Origin of the sequence: Anaeromyxobacter sp. K, from assembly GCF_000020805.1 — a bacterium.
GTDB lineage: Bacteria > Myxococcota > Myxococcia > Myxococcales > Anaeromyxobacteraceae > Anaeromyxobacter > Anaeromyxobacter dehalogenans.
This window is the reverse complement of sequence record NC_011145.1, coordinates 4,926,850-4,946,928: the sequence shown is the minus strand read 5'-3', so window position 1 is coordinate 4,946,928 and position 20,079 is coordinate 4,926,850. Positions and strand designations below refer to the sequence as shown.

The following is a 20,079-nucleotide window of genomic DNA, read 5'->3' as shown; positions in this document are numbered from 1 at the left end:
GGGCTGCGCCCCGTCCCGCGGACGCGGCTGCGCCGCGTACTTTCCGAATCGCCCACTCTTCGACTAGATTTCGTTCCTCGCGTGCCCGCGCCCACCGCCGCCTGCCCGAGCTGCCGCGCGCCGCTCACCGCCGACGAGATCCTCGACGCGGGCACGCTCGCGCTGCCCGACGCGCCGCTGCTCACGCTCCGCTGCCCGCGCTGCGAGGGCGACGCCTGGGCGCGGCTGGGCGAGGACGCCATCGAGCTCGGCGCCGCGCCGGACGACGCGGCGCGCTTCGCGCCTACCGCAACCGCGACGGCGCCCGGCCTCTCGGTCCGGCCCGCCGCGACCTGGCTCGACTGCTGGCACGCCGGGCGCTACCGGCGCTTCCCGGCGCGGCCGGCCTGAGCTCGCGCTCCGCCGCCTCGAGGCGCAGGAACGCGTCCAGGATCGCCTCGCGCATCGCGCCCTGGTGGCGCAGCACCGCCGACACGTGGCCCGCCGGCAGCCAGCGCAGCTCGCAGCCCCAGTGCGCGGCGATGCGGGCCATCTCCGCCGGCGGCACCACGCCGTCCGCGGCGGTGCCGACCACGATGGCGGCGCCCGGCGCGGCGGGCGGCGGCAGCGCGCACACCGAGAAGCGCGAGAGGCCGGCGCACAGCTTCCGCCGGGCCGCCTCGCGATCCGCCGCGCGGCCGGCCAGCGCCGCCCAGTCCGGCACGTCGCGCAGCACGCCGGAGAGGAGCACCGAGTCCGGCGAGCAGGACGGCGCGAGCGGCACGGTCGCCACCGGGAACGGCATCGACGCGCCCACCATGGCCGCGAGCTGCCCGCCCATGCTGTAGCCGGTGACGCCCACCCGCGGCGCGCCCAGCGCCTCGCGCGCCCAGGCGAGGAGCGCCCGGCCCTCCTGGAACGTCGCCGCGCCCATCAGGTAGAGGTCGGAGACCGAGCGCACCGCGTGGCGCGCCTGGCGCTCCGGGCGGCGCGCGCCGTAGAACGCGTTCTCGAGCACGATCGCGCCGAGCCCCTGCGCGAGGAGCGGCGCGGCGAAGCGGAGCCGGATCGCGAAGCCCTGGTCGCCGGAGGCCGCGAGGTGCACCGCCACGCCGCGCAGCGGGCCGGCGGGCAGCAGCACCTGGATGCGCGCCGCGCGGGCGCAGCCGGGCAGGCGCGACTCCGGGCTCCGGAAGCAGCCGTCGCGGAGCGTGCCGCCCTGGGCGGCCCGCGGCGGACCGAGCGAGACGTCGATGCGGGCCGGGGCCCGCCGGGCGAGGGGCAACGGGCGGAGCTTCTCGACCAGGCGCCGATCGCCCCAGCCGTCCGCGAAGAAGTGCGGCCCGGCGGCGGTCAGCCCGAAGAGGACGTCGAGGACGTGCAAGGATCGCTCCTCGTGAAAGGTGCGACCTGCGACCGCAGACGGGGAGTCGGTACACGGCTCGTGCGCGCGCCCACACCCCGAGCGTCCGCTCCCCCGTTCGACGGGTTTGCGCTGGGCGGAGCGGGTCCGGTCAGGCCCGGTCGAGGATCTGCAGCGCCACGAGCCCGTACAGGAACGCGTACACCGCGTGCGCGGGCCGGTGGGCGAGGTGGACCAGCTCGGCGAGCGTGCGGGTGCCGTCCACCCTGGGCAGCAGCTCGGCCTCCCAGCGGTCGAGCTCCACCTCGTGCAGCCCGTAGGCGGGCTGCGCCGAGGGGATGAGGCGGTCCTCCGGCTGGAGCAGCCGGAACAGCCGCTCGGGGCGGTACAGCTTCTTCACGCCCCGGCTGATCAGGCTGGCGGGCGGCAGCTCGATGCGCACCGCCTCGTGCGTGGCGCGGTCGGTGAAGTGCAGCCGGTACGCGCCCTCCTCCCAGGCGAACACCGAGTACGCGATCGACTTCACCTGCTGTGCGAGGTAGTAGAGCCGCTCGGTCTCCTGCAGGAGCCCCAGCTCGACCATGATCTCGCCGCTGCGCCGGCGGCTGCGCTCGGCCTCGGCGCGCACCTGCTCGAGCTGCGCGGAGGAGAGCTTGCCCACCCGCACCAGGAACGTGCCGAAGCGGTCGGTGACCAGGTTGGAGATGGCGAAGCAGGGCCGGCCCGCGTCGAAGAAGAGCGTCTTCTTCACCTTGCCCTTCTGCAGCGTGAGCGCGCCGGTCTGCTGGGCCAGGTGGAACGCGGTGACGAGGTGCGGGAGGTTGTCCTCGAGCCGGCCCTCGGTGCGCGAGAGGTCCGGGACCGGCGTCGCCGCCGGGCGCGGCGTGGGGACCGGCGCGCGCGGCCGCGGCGGCGGCACCACCGGCGCGGCCTTGACCGCCTCGCCGCGCAGCACCGCCGGGCCCTTGCCGTCCTCGGTGACCACCACCCGGCCGGTCAGCTCCATCGCCGCCACCGGCTCGTCGTTCTCGACCGCCACCTCCACGTCGAAGTCGGGCTCCGGGACGGCGGCGGGCGCGCGGCGGACCGGCGGCGGCGTCGCGCCGGCGCGCGGCGGGATGCGCATGGGCGCGGGCGTGTCGCTGGGCGGCGGCAGCAGGGCGCGGAGCGCGTCCATGAGCTTGCGGGCGTCGAACGGCTTCTCGAAGTAGCCGGCGGCGCCGTGCTGCGCGGTCGCGTCGGTGGCCGCCCGGCCGCCCTTGAAGACGCCGGTCATGAACACGAACGGCACCTTCGCGTTCCGGAGCGCGTGGGCGACGTCGTAGCCCATCATGTCGGGGAGCAGCACGTCCACCACCGCCGCGGCGGGCGGCGCCGGCGCCAGCCGGTCGATGGCGGCGCGGCCCCGGTTCACGGTCACGGGGGTCCAGCCCTCCGACTCGACCAGGCGGGCGAGGAGCGTGAGCAGCTCCTGGTTGTCGTCCACGAGCAGGATCGTCGGCGCCGCCATCAGGTCGGCACCATACCGGCGGGTCAGGCCACCGATCAACGACGGCGTCATGTGAACACGGGACACACCAGGTGGACCGTCCGTGCGGTCAGCCCCGACCGGTGCGCGCGTGGAACCGCGCAAACGTGGCCCACGCCGCGGGCGTGTGCTAAAAAATCGTGCTTTCTCTGCCACTTCGGAGGCCTGATGCTGCGCTTCCCCCGCGCGCTGCCCCTCGTCGTCGCCGCCCTGGCCGTCCTCGCCTGCGAGAAGAAGAAGCCGGAGGGCGCCGCCGCCCCCGGGCCCGGCGGGGCCGGAGCGGCCGCGACCGGCGACCGGATCCTCCTCGGCCACGTCGGCTCGCTCACCGGCTCGGAGGCCACCTTCGGCGACTCGACCGACAAGGGCATCCAGCTCGCCATCGAGGAGGTCAACGCGAAGGGCGGCGTGAAGGGCAAGCCGCTCGCGCTCAAGACCTACGACAACCAGGGAAAGCCGGAGGAGTCCGCCATCGCGGCGACGCGGCTCGTGCTCCAGGACCGCGTCTCGGTGCTGCTCGGCGAGGTCGCCTCCACCCGCTCGCTCGCCATGGCGCCCATCGCCGACGCGAACCACGTCCCGATGATCACGCCGTCCTCCACGAACCCGCGCGTCACCAAGGAGAACGGCCGGGTGCGGCCGTTCGTGTTCCGCGTGTGCTTCATCGACCCGTTCCAGGGGACGGTGATGGCGAAGTTCGCCCGCGACCACCTGAAGATCTCGCGCGTGGCGGTGCTCCGCGACGTGGGCAACGACTACTCGATGGGCCTCGCCGACTTCTTCCTGGCGAAGTTCAAGGAGCTCGGCGGCACCATCGTGGACGACCAGAGCTACAAGGCCGGCGACCAGGACTTCAAGGCGCAGCTCACCACCATCAAGGGCAAGGGCCCCGAGGCCATCTACGTCCCCGGCTACTACACCGACGTGGCGCTCATCGCCCGCCAGGCGCGCGAGCTGGGCATGAAGCAGCCGCTCATGGGCGGCGACGGCTGGGACTCGGCGCGCCTCTACGAGATCGGCGGGAAGGCGCTCGAGGGCTCGTACTTCTCGAACCACTACTCGCCCGAGGATCCCGCGCCGCGCATCCAGGACTTCGTGAAGCGCTACAAGGAGCGCTTCGGCAGCGTGCCGGACTCGCTCGCCGCCCAGGGCTACGACGCGGCCCGCATCGCCGCCGACGCCATGGGGCGCGCGAAGGACCTCTCCGGCGAGGCCATCCGCGACGCGCTCGCCGCCACGCGCGACTACCCCGGCGTCACCGGCGTCATCTCGATCGACGCCGACCACGACGCGGTGAAGCCGGCGGTGGTCCTCGAGATCAAGGGCAACGCCGGCCACTACGTGGCGACCGTGCAGCCGGACCAGCCGCAGGCCACGAAGTAGCGGCCGGGCCGCGGAGACCGATCCGGCGTGACCGAGTTCCTGCAGCACCTCGTCAACGGCCTGTCGCTCGGGACCATCTACGCCCTGATCGCGCTGGGCTACACGATGGTCTACGGCGTCCTGAAGCTCATCAACTTCGCCCACGGCGACGTGTACATGGTGGGCGCGTTCGCCGGGTACTACCTGGGCAGCGTCACCGGCACGGATCGCGCGCCGGGGATGGTGGGCGCCGCGCTCGTCACCCTGGGCGCGATGGCGATCTGCGGCGCGCTCGGCTACGTCATCGAGCGCTTCGCCTACCGGCCGCTCCGCAACCGCGCCCGGCTCACCGCGCTCATCACCGCCATCGGCGTGTCGTTCCTGCTCGAGTACGGCTTCCAGCTCTCGCCCATCGTGCGCTCGCCGGTGGAGTTCCCGCCCGGCCCGAGCCCGCGCTTCTTCCCGGCGCTGCTCGAGCTGGGCGAGCCGCTCACCTTCCTCGGCGTCACCGTGCCGCGCATCGACCTGCTCGGCCTGCTGGTGGCGCTGCTGCTCATGATCGGCCTGCAGCTCATCGTCTACCGCACCCGCTTCGGCATGGCGATGCGCGCCGCCTCGTTCGACCCGCAGGTCGCCGGCCTCATGGGCATCCCGGTGAACCGGATCATCTCCTGGACGTTCGTGCTCGGCAGCGCGCTCGCCGCCGCGGCCGGCATCATCAACGCCTCCTCGCGGCCGAAGATCGAGCCGCTGTTCGGCCTGATGAGCGGCCTGAAGGCGTTCGTGGCGGCGGTGCTCGGCGGCATCGGGTCGGTGCCGGGCGCCATGGTGGGCGGGCTCGTGCTCGGGCTCACCGAGGAGTACGTGGCGGGCTACACCAGCTCGCAGTACCGCGACGCCATCGCGTTCACCGTGCTCATCCTGGTGCTGCTGGTCCGGCCCGAGGGGCTGTTCGGCCGCGCCACCGTGGAGAAGGTCTAGTGGCGCGCGCCCGGGCCGTCCTCCGCTCCGTCCTGCCGTTCGCGGTGGGCCTGCCCATCCTGCTCGTGTTCCAGGCGTTCTCGCCGCCCGACTACACGCTCATCCTCGTGAACGTGGGCGTGAACGTGATCCTGGCGGTCTCGCTCAACGTGGTGAACGGCTTCACCGGCCAGTTCAGCCTGGGCCACGCCGGCTTCATGGCGGTGGGCGCCTACACCGCGGCCAAGATCACGCTGGCGTTCTCCGGCGTGCAGCTCGCCTTCCTGCCCGCGGCCGTCTCCGACCAGCTCGTGTTCGCGCTGGCGCTCGCGGCCTCCATGGCCACCGCGGCGGCGGCCGGGTTCCTGGTGGGCATGCCGTCCCTGCGCCTGCGCGGCGACTACCTCGCCATCGTCACGCTCGGCTTCGGCGAGATCATCCGCTCCCTCATCGAGAACATGAAGTTCCTGGGCCAGGCCACCGGCCTCTCCGGCCTGCCGCCCTACACCAACATCGCCTGGGTGGGCGTCTCGGCCATCGCCACGGTGGTGATGGCGCGGCGGCTCGCGGTCTCGACGCAGGGGCGCGCGCTGTTCGCCATCCGCGAGGACGAGGTGGCGGCCGAGGCCATGGGCGTGGACACCACCGGCTACAAGGTGCGCGCGTTCGTGATCTCCTCCGCGTACGCGGGCCTGGCCGGCGGGCTCATCGCCCACGCCATCCTGCTCACCACCCCGCGCATGTTCACGTTCGTGCGCTCGATCGAGGTGGTGGTGATGGTGGTGCTGGGCGGCCTCGGCTCCATCACCGGCTCGGTGGTGGCGGCGGTGGTGCTCACGGTGGCGCTCGAGGGCCTGCGCGAGTTCCAGCAGTACCGCATGGTCGCCTACGCGGCCGGCCTCATCGTGCTCATGCTGCTCCGGCCCCAGGGCATCTTCGGCACCCGCGAGCTGTGGGACCTGGCGCCGTTCCGCCGCCTGCCCCGGCCGCGCCCGTTCGGCGGGCGCGCCTCCACCGGCCCGGAGGGCGCCTCGCCCACCGCGGTGCGCGACGACTCCACCCACGGGGGCCGCCGGTGATCCCGCTCCTCGTGAAGTCGGTCACCATGCGCTTCGGCGGCCTGAAGGCGCTCTCGTCCTTCAGCCTGTCGCTCGCGCCCGGCGAGCTGGTCGGGCTCATCGGGCCGAACGGCGCCGGCAAGACCACCGCCTTCAACGCCATCACCGGCGTGTACCGGCCCAGCGAGGGCGAGGTGGTGGTGGCCGGGCAGGTGGTGAACGGGCTCCGGCCCCACCAGATCTGCGCCCGCGGCATCGCCCGCACGTTCCAGAACATCCGGCTGTTCCGCGAGCTGTCGGCGCTCGACAACGTGCGCATCGCCTGCCACGCCGGCGCGCACACCGGCTTCTTCGACGCGCTCCTGCTCACCGCGCGCCACCGCGAGGAGGAGGCCCGCATCCTCGAGCGCGCCGAGCGCTACCTCGAGGTGATGGGGCTCTCGCACCGCCGCGACGAGATCGCCCGCAACCTGCCCTACGGCGAGCAGCGGCGCCTCGAGATCGCGCGCGCGCTCGCCACCGGGCCGAAGGTGCTGTGCCTGGACGAGCCGGCCGCGGGCATGAACGCGGCCGAGAAGCTCGAGCTCATGGCGCTCATCCGCGACCTCCGCGACCGCTTCGGCCTCGCCATCCTGGTGATCGAGCACGACATGCGGCTCGTGATGGGCGTCTCCGAGCGCGTGCTGGTGCTCGACCACGGCGTCACCATCGCGGAGGGGAAGCCCGAGGCGATCCGGAAGGATCCGAAGGTGATCGAGGCGTACCTGGGCGACGCGTACCTCGAGGAGAAGCACATCGAGCGGCCCGCCGGGCCGGGGGCGCACCCGTGAGCGGGCCCATCCTGCAGGTCGAGGGGCTGCGGGTGCACTACGGCGCCATCGAGGCGCTGCGCGGCCTCTCGCTCGAGGTGCCGGACGGCCAGGTGGTGGCGCTCATCGGCGCGAACGGCGCCGGCAAGACCACCACGCTGCGCGCCGTCTCCCGCATGCTCCGCGCCTCCGCGGGCGCGGTGCGCTTCCGCGGCGAGGACGTGACCCGCCTGCCCTCGCACGCGCTGGTGGCGCGCGGCATGGCGCACGCGCCGGAGGGGCGCGGCATCTTCCTCAACCTGACCGTCCGCGAGAACCTGGAGCTGGGCGCGTACCTGCGCCGCGATCGCCCCGGGATCCTGCGCGACGCCGAGCGCGCCTACGCGCTCTTCCCCATCCTGGCGGAGCGGCGCACGCAGGTGTGCGGCACGCTCTCCGGGGGCGAGCAGCAGATGCTGGCGGTGGCCCGCGCGCTCATGAGCAAGCCCCGCCTCATGCTGCTCGACGAGCCGTCGCTCGGGCTCGCGCCGCAGGTGGTCGAGAAGATCTTCACCGTGCTGCGCGAGGTGAACCGCGAGGGCGTGGCGCTGCTGCTCGTGGAGCAGAACGCGCACAAGGCGCTCCAGCTCGCCCACCGCGCCTACGTGCTCGAGACCGGCAACATCGTGATGCAGGGCACCGGCGCAGAGCTGCTCGCCTCGCCCGAGGTGCGCAAGGCCTACCTCGGGGAGTGACGCGGATCGGCCGCCGCGGCGACCGGAGGGGATGGGGTCACGTGCGTGCGCTCAGGGACCGTGAAGTAATCCGTTCGCGTCGAGCGTGGCGGCGCCGGAGGCGCCGCGGAGTCGAGACGCGCCCGAGTCCGGGGGGGCAGCGGCGGCGGTTCGGCCGGCCGAAGTCCGATGCTGCCCGGTCAGGACCCTGGTTCGGGCGCCCGAAGTGGGCGCCCGGAGACGCCGGTCAGGCCGAGAGCCCGCTCGCGATGAGCCGCATCACGTTGAAGCTGATGGCGGCCAGCAGCACCACGGTTTTCACCTTCACGAGCCCACGGACGTTCAGCCGGTCGAGACCTCGGTGCGCCCGGAGATCCGCGTTCGTCCGCTCAGCGAGCACGCCGCGCTGGATGTAGACGCGCTTCGCATCCTCGGTGCCCATCCGTATGCGCCACGCACCGACCGCGGGCGGGTCGTTCCGCTTCGGAGCGTGAGGGTCGACGTCCTTGCTCTTCGACTTCGGCAGCGGCGCGTAGGCGGTCGCGCCGCGCTCCGCGATCGCCTCGATGTTGTCGAGGGTCACGAAGCCGCCGTCGACCAGGTACTCGCGTGGCGCCTCGCCGGTGCGGCGCTGGATCTCGTCGAGCATCGGCACGACGTGTGGCTGGTCGGTGCCGTTGTTCGTCACGTCCGCGCCGACGATGAAGCCGCTCTCGTCCGTCGCGAGCTGCACGTTGTACGCGGGGCGAAAGCCGCCGTCGGCCATCTTCATCACGCGGCTCTCGGCGTCCGTCGTGCTCACGCGGATCTCACCGCGGCGTCTCGCGTCTGACGGCTTCTTCTCGTCGCGCTCGGCACGCTCCTCCTCGACCTCACCAATCTCCGCAAGCGCAGCGTCGATGGCGTCGAGCCGCGCCTTCGCCGCGCGCTCCTTCGCGGCTGTCACTCGCTTCGTCGATGCGGACGGATCTTCGCTGATCTCGCGGCGGAGCTTGCGGACCTGCTCCTCGGCCTCGTTGCGGCACCGCTCGAGCGATTGCCGACGCCGGAAGCTCGCCGCCCCGGCGCTCGCGCGGACCTTCATTCCGTCCTGCGCCACGCGCTTCAGCTGCACTACGCCTTCCTTCATCAGCGCGGCGAGCACCTGCGTCATGAGCCGGTCGAGCTTCTTGCCGTGAATCACGCGGAAGTCGGCGAGCGTGTGGTGGTTCACCGGCACTCCGCCGCAGATCCAGCGGTACGGCGCATCCCGCTCGCAAAGCCGCTCCAGCAGCCGGGCGCTCCCCACGCCCTCGGAGTTCGCGAACAGCCACAGCGCCAGCAGCACCGCCGGGTCGGTCGCCGGTCGCCCCGCGTTGCTGCCCCTCGACGCGATCTCGTCGTAGAACGCCGAGAGATCTAGCCGCTCAACGAGCCCCCAGATGGCGCGAACCGGATGCTCGTCCGCGACCAATGCCTCAAGGTCGGTCGGCTGCAACGACAGCTGGTTCCGGACCGGCCTCACCACCCGCGGCGCGTCGTGCTCGCTCACGCCCCGAGAAGATCACGGCCGGCCGTCCTAGGTCCATGGGCGCCGGCCGATTTCTTCACGCTCTCTCAGGGCGCCGCCGCCGCCGTCCCCGCGGCCGGCGCGGCGAGGAGCGCCGCCAGCGCCTCGGCCGCGCCGGGCTCCGGCACCACCACCGACGGCTCGAGCGCGCAGCGCGCCAGGCGGACGGAGCGGAGCCCGCCGTCGGGCACCCGCACGTGCGCGGTGAGGAGCGCCGCGCGGCCCGGGCCGAGCGCGTGCGCGCCCGGCGCCCGCTCCAGCTCGACCCACAGCGCCGTGCCGGGCCGGTGCGTCGCGAGCCAGGCGCGCATGCCGGCCTGGAGCTCGGCCCGCTCCTCGCGTCCGAGCCGGGGCCGGAGCAGGGCCTGCCACGCGATCACCAGCGCGCCCGGCGCGGTGGCGGACAGCAGCGCCAGCCGCTCCGGCGCCGACGCGAGCGCCACCGGTGTCAGCACCGGCGCGTCGGGCCGCGGCCGCGCGGCCCGGAGGGCGGCGATGGCCGCGTCGAGCCGGCCCATCGCGGCGCGGTCGCCGGCGGGGACGCAGGCGCGCAGCCAGGCCGCGTCCTCGTCCTGGGCGGCGTCGAGCGGCGCCGGATCCAGCCCGAGCCGCCCCACCGCGCGCACGCCGGCCGCCACCGGCACCGGCCCGCCGTCGGGGAACGTCCACGGGGCCGCGAGGTCGTCGGCGACGAGGCCCAGCCCCGCCACCGACCCCAGCTCCGCGAGCGCCACCGGCCGCCCGCCCCCGCCCGCGCCGGCGAGCGCCGCCGGCCAGCGCCAGGCGATCGCGCGCGCCGGATCCTCCTCGCGGGCGCTCCGCCGCGCCAGCGCGTCCACCAGCCGGTCGTCCGGCCGGGCGAGCACCGCCTCCAGCGCCGCCGCATCGAGCGCCGCGGGCCGCGGCGTCTCCGCGCCGAGCCCGGGCCAGAGCGGGTGGCCGGGGCCGCCGGCGCGCGCCTCCGCCCGCAGCGCCGCGAGGAGGAGGCCCGCTCGCTCGCAGGGCGCCTGGAACCGTCGCTCGTCCCAGGCGGCGGCGAGGGCACGCCCGGCGCGGCCGGCGAGCACGTCCACGAGCAGCTCCAGCGCCCGCGCGTCCGCGGGCGAGCGCGCTCGCATCGCCGCCCGCGCGCGGGAGAGCTCCTCCGCCAGCCCGTCGATGCCGGTGCGCGGCATGGCCCGTCCTCCGGTCGATCCCGGACCCAAGCTGCGGACGCCGCGAGGCGGCGGCCCGGGGCGGCCCCGGGGAAGGGACGCCGGCCGCCGGGTGGACGGCGCGGCGGGGGAGGCTCAGCCCTGCTGCGCGGCGGCCGCGCGGTCGAGCGCGGCGCCACCCGGGGCGCCCGGCCGGTCCGCCGCGAGCCGGCGCCGGCGGGCGGGGGCGGCGGCGAGGTGGCCGGCGGCGAGGATGGCGCCGAGCACGAGCGCGCCGATCCAGAGCGTGCGCGCGCCGAAGCGGCTCATCACCTCGCCGCCGACGAGCGGCGAGAGCGTGAACGCGACCCCCCAGCTCATGGAGTACGCGCCCTGGTAGCGCCCGCGCAGCGCGGCCGGCGAGAGGTCGGCCACCACCGCGTTCGCGACCGGGAACCCGACCACCTCGCCGAGCGTCCACAGCATGACGCCCACGACGTACAGCGGCACGCTGCCGCCGAGCGCGTTCACGCCGAAGCCGATCCCGAACAGCAGCGCCGAGGCGGCGAGCGCGCGAGAGGGCTCGTACCGGCGCAGGCGCGCCCCGAGCAGCGGCTGGAGCACCACCACGCCCACCCCGTTCAGCGCCATGAGCCAGGCGAAGCCGGACGGACCGACCCCGTGCGCGGCCATGTCGAGCGGCGCGGCGAGCTGGAACTGCGTGAACACCACCAGCCCGCCGAGCGCGAGCGCGATGAACACCACGAACACCCGGTCGCGGAACACCTGCGCGAGCCCGGCCAGCGCGGGCGCGGGCTCGACGCCGGCGGGGCGGGTCTCCGGCACGGTCAGCGCGAGCACGCCGGCGAACGTGAGCGAGGTGATCGCGTCCACGAGGAACAGCCAGGCGATGTGCCGCTCCGCGAACAGGCCCGCCACCGACAGGCCGATGGACCAGCCCATGTTGATGGCCCAGTACACGAGGCCGTAGGCGCGGGTGCGCTCGGCCGGCGCGACCACGTCCGCCACCACCGCGTTCATGGCGGGCCGGTAGATCTCGCCGGTGGCCCCGTTCACGAACGCGAGCGCGGCGAGCGCCGCCGGGGCGCGCGTCCACGCCAGCGCGGCCACCGAGAGCGCGCCGGTGACGAGGCCGAGCAGCATGGTGGGGCGGCGCCCGAGCCGGTCGGCGAGCGTGCCGCCGAGCGGCCCGGCCACCATGACGCCCAGCCCGTACAGCGCCACGATCCGGCCCGCCTCGGCCGCGTCGAACCCGCGCTCGCGGACCAGGAACAGCGCCAGGAACGGCGCCACGAAGCTCGCCATCCGGTTCACCAGCATGCCGGCCCACACCATCCAGAAGGTGCGGGGCAGGCCGCCGAGGGCGGCGCGGAGGCTGGCGGGCGGGGGGATCACGACGCTCCGTGCATGTATCAAACGGACCGGCGGGCCGCCACGGCGCGTTCCTGCGCGGGGGAGGCGCGCCCTTCGACGGGCTCGCGGTGAGCCCGCCGGACCGCGGGCGGATCGACGTGAGCGGATCGCCCTCAGGACGCGGCGGTGAGCTTCAGGCCGACGATCGAGACCACGAGCAGCCCGAGGAACGCGGCCCGCGCCACGCTGAGCGGCTCGCCGAGCAGCACCACGCCGAGGATGGCGGCCCCGGTGGCGCCGATGCCGACCCACACCGCGTAGGCCGTGCCGATGGGCAGGTCGCGCGCGGCGAGCCCGAGCAGCCACATGCTCGCGACGATGGCGAGCGCGGTCAGCAGCGAGGGCACCGGGCGGCGGAAGCCGTCGGTGTACTTGAGGCCGATGGCCCAGCCCGTCTCGAGCAGGCCGGCGACGACGAGGTAGATCCAGGGCACGAGGCGTTCCTCCTCGCGTCGTCTTGTCGTCACCGGGTACGACGCGCCTCGTCCGGGGTCGCGCGGGGTCGCGCGGCCAGGTCCGAGATATCCCGCTCCCCGCGTCGGGGCAAGCGGGGTGCGCCGCCGGTCCGGGATGATGGCGGGGTCGGTGGAGCGGGGGGACCGATGCTCGCGTGCGCGCTCGCGCTCCGGCTCGCCGCCGCGGTGGCGGCGCCGGTCGATTCACCGGACGTGGACGTGGCGCCGCCCGCGCCGCCGGAGGTCGCGCCGCCCGGCGCCGCGGCCGCACCCGTCCCGCCCGACCTGTCCGCGCCGCCGCCGGTGGGCGCGCCCGGCCCGTGGCGGGTCTACGGCGCGGCGGCGGCGGGCGCGGCGGCCTCGGACGTCCTGTTCGCGGGCCTCTTCGCCATCGGCATGGTGCAGCTGTTCGGAGATCTCTGGGACGGCGAGGCCAGCGCGGACGCGGGCGGGCTGACGCTCGCGCTCGTCGGCCTGGGCGGCTTCCTCGCGGTCACGCCCGCCGTGACGGTGTGGGCGGCGCAGCGGGTGGCGGGGCGCGAGCGCACGCTCGCGGCGTACTGGGCCTGCTTCGGCGTGCGGCTGCTCGGCTTCGCGGCGGCGTCCGCGCTCCCGCCGGCGGCGCTCGCCACGGAGCTCGTGCTGGCGCCGTGGGTGGTCTCGCGCATCGTGATGGCCGGGGCGCCGGTGGCAGCGCCGCCGGGGCCCGCGGCGGCGTCGCCCGGGGAAGACGGGCCGGCCACGCGCGCCCGCCCGCTGCGCGATCCGGCCCTCGCCTGGCGGTGAATGCGCGACGCAAACGAAGGGCGGCCGCCCTCGCGGACGGCCGCCCGGTGCTGCGGGACCTCGGTCGCGCCTAGATGTCGAAGTACAGCGCGAACTCCATCGGGCTCGGGCGCATGCGGACCGGGGTGATCTCCTTGTCGTACTTGTACTGGATCCAGGTCTCGATCACGTCCTCGGTGAAGACGTCGCCCTTCAGCAGGAACTTGTGGTCCTTGCGGAGGCACTCGAGCGCCTCGTCGAGCGAGCCCGGCATCTTCGGGATGTCCTTCAGCTCCTCCGGCGACATGCCGTAGATGTCCTTGTCGAGCGGCTGGCCGGGGTTGATCTTGTTCTCGATGCCGTCGAGGCCGGCCATCAGCATGGCCGCGAACGCCAGGTAGCCGTTGCAGGCCGGGTCGGGCGAGCGGAACTCGATGCGCTTCGCCTTGGGCGACGGCGAGTACATCGGGATGCGGATCGACGCGGAGCGGTTGCGGGCCGAGTAGGCCAGGTTCACCGGCGCCTCGAACCCGGGCACGAGCCGCTTGTAGCTGTTCGTGGAGGGGTTGCAGAGCGCGGCCAGCGCCGGCCCGTGCTTGAGGATGCCGCCGATGTAGTACATCGCCATCTCGGACAGGCCCGCGTAGCCGTCGCCCGCGAACAGCGGCTTGCCGGCCTTCCAGATCGACTGGTGCACGTGCATGCCGGAGCCGTTGTCGCCGTAGAGCGGCTTCGGCATGAAGGTCACGGTCTTGCCGTGCCGGCGCGCCACGTTCTTGATGATGTACTTGAACCACTGGAGGTTGTCGGCGCACTTCACCAGCGAGTCGAAGCGGATGTCGATCTCGGCCTGGCCGGCGGTGGCGACCTCGTGGTGCTGCCGCTCCACGTGGATGCCGACCGACTCCATCACCCGGCACATCTCGGTGCGCAGGTCCTGCTGCGAGTCGGTGGGGCCGACCGGGAAGTAGCCCTCCTTGTAGCGGGGCTTGTAGCCGAGGTTGCCGCCCGGCTCCTCGCGGCCGGTGTTCCACTGCCCCTCGACCGAGTCGAGCTTGTAGAACGCGTGGTTCACGCCGTGGTCGTAGCGGACCTCGTCGAACACGAAGAACTCGGGCTCGGGGCCGAAGAACGCGGTGTCGCCGAGGCCGGTGGACTTCAGGTACTTCTCCGCCTTGATGGCGATGTTGCGCGGGTCGCGCGAGTACGGCTCCTTCGTGATCGGGTCGACCACGTTGCAGATGAGCGAGAGCGTCGGCTCCGCCATGAACGGATCGATCGCGGCCGTGTCCGCGTCGGGGACCACGAGCATGTCGGAGGCGTGGATCGCCTGCCAGCCGCGGATCGAGGAGCCGTCGAAGCCGAGACCGGCCTCGAACACGTCCTCGCTGAGCTCGTAGAGCGGGATCGAGAAGTGCTGCCAGATCCCGACGAAGTCCATGAACTTGAGGTCCACGTACGTGGCCTTGCGCTCCTTGGCCAGGTCCAGGACCGCCTTCGGGGTGAGTTTCGCCATCGCGAGGATCTCCACGGCCTGCGGGGTTGTTGGCCGGCCCAGTTAGCACGGCTCATGCCACGCCGGCGAGCCGCTGACGCGCCCAGATCCGCGGATCTCCGGCGGGTCGTGACTCAAACCCGGCCAACGGCTGCTCGATTTCCAGGCACCTCGATGGGTGTATGATGCGACAGAAGCCCGCGCGGCGTGGCGCCGCGGGGCCGACCCCATGTACGCTCGCCGCCCCGGCCGGAGCGCTCGGGACGAGGAAACGCCGTGAACGCAGCGAATCGCGCCAGCGCCAGCCCGCCTCCGCGCCCCTCCCCGCCGCGCCTGGTGGCGGCGCTGGTGCCGCTCGGAACGTTCCTCCTCACCGCCGTCGCGGTGGTGGCCGTGCTCCGCTCCGCCGTCCCGCACCCCGCCGCGCTCGCCCTGTCGGCCTGGGGTGGCCGGCCCGGCGCCGCGCAGCCGCTCCCCGATGGCGCCAGCGTCCGCGCCGGGGCGAGCCTCTACCTGGAGCTCGAGCCCGACGGCCCCTGCCCGCTGTGGCTGGTGGCGGTGGACGCGGCCGGCCGCGTCCAGCGGATCCACCCGATCGTCGCGGCGCCGGAGTCGCACGGCCCGCTCGACATCCAGGTGCAGGCGTCGCCGGAGCCGGGCCCGCAGCGCTTCTTCGCGGTGTGCGCGCCCGACGACGGGCTCGACTACGCGCGCGTGCTCGCGGCGGCGGGCGCGGTGGCCCGCGAGGGCGCGACCGGCCTGCGCACCGCGCGGGCGCTCGCCGGGCTGCCCGAGGGCACCCGGCAGGCGTCGATCCTGGTCGAGGCGATGTAGCGGCGCTGCCCGGTTTCCGGGCACCGGGTTGCCCGGCTTCCGGGCAGGCGCGGGCGAGCCGAGCCCGCTAGCGCGGCTTCATCCCGAGCGCGCGCATGCGCTCGCGCAGCGTGTTCCGGTTCATCCCGAGCAGCTCCGCCGCCCGAAGCTGGTTGCCGTGGGTCCGCGCCAGCGCGGCCGCGATGAGCGGCGCCTCGATGGCGGCGATGGCCGCCTGGTAGCGCCCGCCCTCCGGCGGCTCGGCGTCGAGCAGCCCCTCCACGAGGCCGGTGAGCGCGCGCTCGCTGGCGGCCGCGGCCGGCACCAGGGTGGCGACGTCGCGCGCGCCCACGCGGTTCCCGGTGAGCTTCAGCAGCGCGCGCTGCAGCACGTTCTGCAGCTCGCGGACGTTGCCGGGCCACGGGTGCGCGAGCAGCACCGCCTCGGCGTCCTTGCCGAGCTGGACCGGCCGCCCCTTCAGCTGCTCGCCGAACTTCGCGACGAAGTGGCGCGCGAGCAGGATCACGTCGCCCTCGCGCTCGCGGAGCGGCGGAAGGCGGATGGGCACCACCGCGAGCCGGTAGTACAGGTCGCGGCGGAACCGCCCCTCCTCGACCGAGCGCGCCAGGTCCGCGTTGGTGGCGGCGACGATGCGCACGTCCACCGCGAGCGGGCGCGTGCCGCCGACGCGATCGATCTCGCGCTCCTGCAGCACGCGCAGCAGCTTCGCCTGCAGCTCGATCGGCATCTCGCCGATCTCGTCCAGGAACAGCGTGCCGCCGCTCGCCAGCTCGAACTTGCCGGGCCGCCGCTCCACCGCGCCGGTGAAGGAGCCCTTCTCGTGGCCGTACAGCTCGCTCTCGATGAGATCGCGCGGGATGGCGGCCATGTTCACGGTGACGAACGGGCCGCGCGCGCGGGTGGAGTTCGCGTGGATGGCGCGCGCCACCAGCTCCTTGCCGGTGCCGGACTCGCCCATGAGCAGCACGGTCATCTCCGTGCGCGCCACCCGCCCGATCTCCTTGTAGACCTCGACCATGGCGGCGGAGCGGCCGATGAGCGTCTCCGGCAGCGCCACGCCGCCCTCGCGCAGCCGCCGCGCCTCGGCGCCCGCCTCGCCCCGCTCCTCCGCCTGCGCGGCGGGGTCGTCGGCGTGGCCCGGCGGCGGCGCGGCCGAGAGGTCGCGCACGATCCGCTCCACGCGCTCGAGGTCGAACGGCTTGCCGAGGTAGTCGGCGGCGCCGCGCTTCATCGCCTCCACCGCCGAGCGCATGGTGTCCTCGGCGGTCATGACCACGATGAAGGGCGAGTCCACCCGCCCGCCGATCTCGCCGAGCAGCTTGAACCCGTCGTCGCCGGGGAGGCGCACGTCGAGCAGCACCAGCCCGACGCCGTCCTTGCCGCCGCCGGACGCGCGGAGCTTCGTGCGCGCCTCCTCGGCGCTCCCCGCCTCCTCGTAGGGCACGCCGGCGCGCTCGCAGGTCCGCGCGAGCACGAAGCGGACCGAGGGCTCGTCGTCGACGATGAGGACCTTTCGCAACGCTCGCTCCTGGCTGTGGGATCCCGTGATGATCCGCCGATCCCGGTACCTCATAGCAAGCGCGGGGCCAACCCGCGCCGGCAAGCGCGGGGCCCGCGGCGCCGGCGCTACGCCGGACGGGCTAGGGGACGTCGAGGGGCAGGTACACGTTCGCCTCGGCCCCGCCGCCGGCCCGGTTGCGCACCTCGATGCGCCCGCCGTGCGCCTCCACGATGCGCCGCGAGATGGCGAGCCCGAGGCCGGTGCCGTGCGGCTTCGAGGTCGCGAACGGCGTGAACAGCCGCTGCAGCATGGCCTCGGGGATCCCCGGGCCCTCGTCCTGGATCGAGATGCGCGCCAGCGGGCGGGTGCGGCCGCTCGCCACGCGGAGGCGCAGCGGGGACACCGAGGTCTCGATGGTCACCCGCGGCGCGGCGGTGGCGGCGACCGCGTCCACCGCGTTGCGGACGAGGTTCAGCACCACCTGCATGAGCTTCTCCTCGTCGCCCAGCACCGGCGGGAGCGACGGGTCGTAGCGCTCCACGAACGCGATCCGGTCGGCGCCGGGGATGCCGCGCGCCAGCACCAGCGCGTCGCCGAGCACGTCGTGCAGCGCGACCGGCCCCTGCTGCAGCGCCGCCGGGCGGGCGAGGTCGAGCAGCTCGCGCACCAGCCCGTCCACGCGCTTGGCCTCGCGCGCGATCACCGCGGCGTACTCGCGGGCCGGCCCCTCGGCCTCGCGGGCGAGCAGCTCGGCCGAGCCCTGCAGCCCGGCCAGCGGGTTCTTGATCTCGTGGGCGAGGCCGGCCGCGAGCGCCTCGAAGTCGAGCGCGCGCTCGGCGGAGCGCGGCACCCGCAGCACCAGCACCGCCCCGGCGCACACCGCGCCGTCGAGGAGCGGGGTGGCGGTCACCGAGACCGCGAGCGCGCGGTCCTGCGGCGACGGGAACTCGCTCGCCTGGCCCTCGTGCGTCCGCACCGTCCGCTCGGCCACCTTCTCGAGCTGGGCGCCGCCGGGGAGCGCCCGCACCGGCAGCTCCACCGTCCGCTCGCGCGAGCGGCCGAACAGCTCCTCGGCGGCGGGGTTGAGGTGCAGCACCCCGCCGTCGGCGCCGACGATCACGACCGCGTCGGCGAGGGAGTCGATCGCGGCGCGGGAGAGCGCGGCGGAGAGCTGGGCGGGCTGGACGGTGCGGGACACGGGTGCGGTGGACCGGTCCGCCGCCGCGCGCACGCGAGCGGCGGACGATGGGGCCGTCCGGCGGCGGACGCGGGAGGGCGTCCGCACGCGCGGACGACGAGGCGCTAGAGCGCCTCCTCCCCGCGCTCGCCGGTGCGGATGCGGATGACCTCCTCCACCGGCAGCACGAAGATCTTGCCGTCGCCGATGCGGCCGGTCTTGGCGGCGCGCTCGATGACCTCGACCACCCGGCCGACGAGGCTGTCCGCCACCACGACCTCGACCTTCACCTTGGGCAGGAAGTCCACCACGTACTCGGCGCCGCGGTAGAGCTCGGTGTGACCCTTCTGACGGCCGAAGCCCTTCACCTCGGTGGCGGTGAGGCCGGCGACCCCGACCTCGGAGAGGGCCTGCTTCACCTCGTCCAGCTTGAACGGCTTGATGATGGCCTCGACCTTCTTCACGGCGCACCTCGACATGTAGGAAATGGGTGATCGACGCTACGCCCCGTCGGCTCGGCCGGTCAAGGAGACCGCGCCCCTGCGGCGCGCGCCTTCCCTGCCCGATCCCGGGGCCCTTCCTGCCTTCGTTCCGGTCACGACCGGACGCCCGGCTCGCTTCCTTTCGCGGTGCCCGCCCGGCCGCTGCGCCGGGTTGCGCCCGGTGCACCGTCCGTCGGTTCCACGGTCCGGCGAGTGCAACGGCTGGGCCACGCTCGCGACGGGGCGAGGCGTCCGGCCGCGCCCCGGCGGCGGCTTCCGGTCGCATCGCCGGCCGCCGCACGCGCCGGGCGCGCCCGCCGTAGAATGCGCCGCCCATGTCCCTCCCCGTCGTGATCGCGGCCGCCGGGATCCTGCTCGCCGCGACCCTGCTCCACTACGCGTTCTGGTCCTGGCGCCTGGCCGTGCCGCCGGTCGAGGACGAGCTGCTGTCCGTCCCCACCCGCGACGGCTGGACGCTCGGCCTGGGCCGCTGCCGCCCGCGGGTGGCGGCGCGGCTGCCCCCGGTGCTGCTCGTGCACGGCATCGCCATGAACCGGCAGGCGTTCGAGTTCGGCGTGGAGCGCTACGCGCTGGCCGCGCACCTGGCGCGCGCGGGGTTCGACTGCTTCTCGCTCGACCACCGCGGCCACGGCGCCTCCCGCCGCGGCCCGGGCGCGCCGCGCCGCTGGAACCTCGACACGTACCTGCGCGAGGACGTCCCCGCCGCGCTCGACGCCATCCGCGCCGTCACCGGCGCCGAGCAGGTGCTCTGGGTCGGCCACAGCCAGGGCGCGCTCATGGGGCTCGCCGCCTGCCAGCGCTACCCCGAGCGCGTCGCCGGGATCGTCGCGCTGGGGGCGCCGGCGCACTTCGACGTGCAGGAGCGGCTGAAGAAGCTGGTGCTGCTGCGCTTCACCGTGCTCGGCCGCTTCACCCGCGTGGCGGCGCGGATGCTGGCGCCGTTCTCCGGCCACTGGCACCCGGCCTGGGCCGACCTCGCCATCAACATGCGCAACGTGGAGCGGCCCGTGTACCGCCGGCTGCTCGCGAACGGGCTCGAGAACCTGGAGGCGGGGGTGCTGGAGCAGTTCGCGGCGTTCATCCGCGAGGACTCGTTCCGGTCGATGGACGGCGAGGTGGACTACCGCGCCGGCCTGGAGCGGTGCGTGCAGCCGGCGCTGTTCGTGGCCGCCGAGCGCGACGGGCTCGCGCCGCCGGCGGTGGTGCAGGCCGCCTACCGGCGCTGGGGCGGGCCGAAGCGCTACGTGGTGTTCGAGCGCGACTACGGGCACACCGACCTGCTGCTCGGGCGCGGCGCGCCGGAGCAGGTGTTCCCGGTGGTCCGCGAGTTCCTGCTCGCGCACTCCCGCCCGGCCGGCCTCGCCGCCGCGCTCGAGGAGCGCGGGTAGCGCAGGGCGGGGGCGCAGGCCACGTGCGCGCCACCCGGCGCGCCCGCGGGGACCTCGCGCAGCAGCCCACGTT

Annotated in this window: 19 protein-coding genes and 1 riboswitch; of the genes, 9 read left to right on the top strand and 10 right to left on the bottom strand. The window is 74.5% G+C overall.

Going from position 1 to position 20,079, the window contains the following annotated elements; genetic code table 11:
* The first annotated feature begins 81 nt into the window (after positions 1-81).
* Positions 82-390 (top strand): hypothetical protein, encoded by a 309-nt coding sequence (locus ANAEK_RS22075; RefSeq protein ID WP_012528348.1) that lies wholly within the window; start codon positions 82-84, stop codon positions 388-390.
* Here ANAEK_RS22075 and ANAEK_RS22070 read toward each other — a convergent pair.
* Positions 284-1,363 carry an alpha/beta hydrolase family protein gene (locus ANAEK_RS22070; protein ID WP_012528347.1) on the bottom strand — a complete coding sequence of 360 codons (1,080 nt, stop codon included), beginning with the start codon at positions 1,361-1,363 and terminating at the stop codon, positions 284-286. The two genes, ANAEK_RS22075 and ANAEK_RS22070, sit on opposite strands and share 107 nt — an antisense overlap.
* Positions 1,364-1,493: 130 nt before the next feature.
* Positions 1,494-2,852 (bottom strand): response regulator, encoded by a 1,359-nt coding sequence (locus ANAEK_RS22065; RefSeq protein ID WP_041454140.1) that lies wholly within the window; start codon positions 2,850-2,852, stop codon positions 1,494-1,496.
* Between the two features lie 186 nt (positions 2,853-3,038).
* Here ANAEK_RS22065 and ANAEK_RS22060 point away from each other — a divergent pair, with 186 nt between their 5' ends.
* Genes ANAEK_RS22060 through ANAEK_RS22040 form a run of 5 tightly spaced genes read left to right on the top strand, consistent with a single transcriptional unit; the run spans position 3,039 to position 7,793 of the window.
* Positions 3,039-4,253, top strand: coding sequence for an ABC transporter substrate-binding protein (locus ANAEK_RS22060; protein WP_012528345.1), 1,215 nt, complete (start codon positions 3,039-3,041; stop codon positions 4,251-4,253).
* A 27-nt stretch (positions 4,254-4,280) separates the two neighbouring features.
* Positions 4,281-5,213 (top strand): branched-chain amino acid ABC transporter permease, encoded by a 933-nt coding sequence (locus ANAEK_RS22055; RefSeq protein ID WP_012528344.1) that lies wholly within the window; start codon positions 4,281-4,283, stop codon positions 5,211-5,213.
* Complete coding sequence (locus tag ANAEK_RS22050) at positions 5,213-6,271, top strand: branched-chain amino acid ABC transporter permease (protein ID WP_012528343.1); 1,059 nt, start codon at positions 5,213-5,215, stop codon at positions 6,269-6,271. The genes ANAEK_RS22055 and ANAEK_RS22050 overlap by 1 nt, the downstream gene beginning before the upstream one ends.
* The gene (locus tag ANAEK_RS22045; RefSeq protein ID WP_012528342.1) at positions 6,268-7,080 is read left to right on the top strand and encodes an ABC transporter ATP-binding protein; all 813 of its coding nucleotides are present in this window, start codon (positions 6,268-6,270) and stop codon (positions 7,078-7,080) included. Before ANAEK_RS22050 ends, ANAEK_RS22045 begins: the two co-directional genes overlap by 4 nt.
* Positions 7,077-7,793 (top strand): ABC transporter ATP-binding protein, encoded by a 717-nt coding sequence (locus tag ANAEK_RS22040; protein ID WP_012528341.1) that lies wholly within the window; start codon positions 7,077-7,079, stop codon positions 7,791-7,793. Before ANAEK_RS22045 ends, ANAEK_RS22040 begins: the two co-directional genes overlap by 4 nt.
* Before the next feature lie 226 nt (positions 7,794-8,019).
* On the opposite strand, the gene ANAEK_RS22035 is transcribed toward ANAEK_RS22040, so the two are convergent.
* The 4 genes from ANAEK_RS22035 to sugE all read right to left on the bottom strand — a co-directional run bounded on the left by ANAEK_RS22035 (position 8,020) and on the right by sugE (position 12,322).
* Entirely contained in the window at positions 8,020-9,303 is a 1,284-nt protein-coding gene (locus ANAEK_RS22035; protein ID WP_012525171.1) for an IS1182-like element ISAnsp1 family transposase, read from the bottom strand.
* A gap of 65 nt (positions 9,304-9,368) precedes the next feature.
* A complete protein-coding gene (locus ANAEK_RS22030; RefSeq protein WP_012528340.1) occupies positions 9,369-10,496 on the bottom strand; it encodes a DUF2332 family protein in 1,128 nt (375 codons plus the stop codon).
* 114 nt (positions 10,497-10,610) lie between these two features.
* Positions 10,611-11,870 carry an MFS transporter gene (locus ANAEK_RS22025; protein ID WP_012528339.1) on the bottom strand — a complete coding sequence of 420 codons (1,260 nt, stop codon included), beginning with the start codon at positions 11,868-11,870 and terminating at the stop codon, positions 10,611-10,613.
* 131 nt (positions 11,871-12,001) lie between these two features.
* Positions 12,002-12,322 carry a quaternary ammonium compound efflux SMR transporter SugE gene (gene sugE, locus ANAEK_RS22020; protein ID WP_012528338.1) on the bottom strand — a complete coding sequence of 107 codons (321 nt, stop codon included), beginning with the start codon at positions 12,320-12,322 and terminating at the stop codon, positions 12,002-12,004.
* 12 nt (positions 12,323-12,334) lie between these two features.
* Positions 12,335-12,402: riboswitch (guanidine-III (ykkC-III) riboswitch) on the bottom strand.
* Between the two features lie 88 nt (positions 12,403-12,490).
* Here sugE and ANAEK_RS22015 point away from each other — a divergent pair.
* Positions 12,491-13,129 carry a hypothetical protein gene (locus ANAEK_RS22015; RefSeq protein ID WP_012528337.1) on the top strand — a complete coding sequence of 213 codons (639 nt, stop codon included), beginning with the start codon at positions 12,491-12,493 and terminating at the stop codon, positions 13,127-13,129.
* A gap of 70 nt (positions 13,130-13,199) precedes the next feature.
* Here ANAEK_RS22015 and glnA read toward each other — a convergent pair whose 3' ends face one another.
* A complete protein-coding gene (gene glnA, locus ANAEK_RS22010; protein ID WP_011423298.1) occupies positions 13,200-14,624 on the bottom strand; it encodes a type I glutamate--ammonia ligase in 1,425 nt (474 codons plus the stop codon).
* 255 nt (positions 14,625-14,879) lie between these two features.
* On the opposite strand from glnA, the gene ANAEK_RS22005 reads away from it, so the two are divergent.
* Positions 14,880-15,437 (top strand): hypothetical protein, encoded by a 558-nt coding sequence (locus ANAEK_RS22005; RefSeq protein ID WP_012528336.1) that lies wholly within the window; start codon positions 14,880-14,882, stop codon positions 15,435-15,437.
* Between the two features lie 67 nt (positions 15,438-15,504).
* Here the strand turns inward: ANAEK_RS22005 and ANAEK_RS22000 are convergent, their stop codons facing one another.
* The 3 genes from ANAEK_RS22000 to ANAEK_RS21990 form a co-directional block, all read right to left on the bottom strand.
* On the bottom strand, positions 15,505-16,956 hold the full coding sequence (locus tag ANAEK_RS22000; RefSeq protein WP_012528335.1) for a sigma-54 dependent transcriptional regulator: 1,452 nt from the start codon (positions 16,954-16,956) through the stop codon (positions 15,505-15,507).
* 121 nt (positions 16,957-17,077) lie between these two features.
* Positions 17,078-18,136: a nitrogen regulation protein NR(II) gene (locus ANAEK_RS21995; protein ID WP_232288316.1), complete on the bottom strand. Its 1,059-nt coding sequence runs from the start codon at positions 18,134-18,136 to the stop codon at positions 17,078-17,080.
* A 104-nt stretch (positions 18,137-18,240) separates the two neighbouring features.
* Positions 18,241-18,579 (bottom strand): P-II family nitrogen regulator, encoded by a 339-nt coding sequence (locus ANAEK_RS21990; RefSeq protein WP_011423294.1) that lies wholly within the window; start codon positions 18,577-18,579, stop codon positions 18,241-18,243.
* Positions 18,580-18,932: 353 nt separating this feature from the next.
* Between ANAEK_RS21990 and ANAEK_RS21985 the strand changes: the two genes are divergently transcribed.
* Positions 18,933-20,006 (top strand): alpha/beta hydrolase, encoded by a 1,074-nt coding sequence (locus ANAEK_RS21985; RefSeq protein ID WP_012528332.1) that lies wholly within the window; start codon positions 18,933-18,935, stop codon positions 20,004-20,006.
* Positions 20,007-20,079 lie beyond the last annotated feature (73 nt).

Excerpts from the sequence above, each read along its gene's own strand:
- ANAEK_RS22065 (WP_041454140.1), bottom strand. The coding sequence starts at position 2,852 with ATGGCGGCGCCGACGATCCTGCTCGTGGACGACAACCAGGAGCTGCTC.
- ANAEK_RS22060 (WP_012528345.1), top strand. The coding sequence starts at position 3,039 with ATGCTGCGCTTCCCCCGCGCGCTGCCCCTCGTCGTCGCCGCCCTGGCC.
- ANAEK_RS22030 (WP_012528340.1), bottom strand. The coding sequence starts at position 10,496 with ATGCCGCGCACCGGCATCGACGGGCTGGCGGAGGAGCTCTCCCGCGCG.
- ANAEK_RS22015 (WP_012528337.1), top strand. The coding sequence starts at position 12,491 with ATGCTCGCGTGCGCGCTCGCGCTCCGGCTCGCCGCCGCGGTGGCGGCG.
- glnA (WP_011423298.1), bottom strand. The coding sequence starts at position 14,624 with ATGGCGAAACTCACCCCGAAGGCGGTCCTGGACCTGGCCAAGGAGCGC.
- ANAEK_RS21985 (WP_012528332.1), top strand. The coding sequence starts at position 18,933 with ATGTCCCTCCCCGTCGTGATCGCGGCCGCCGGGATCCTGCTCGCCGCG.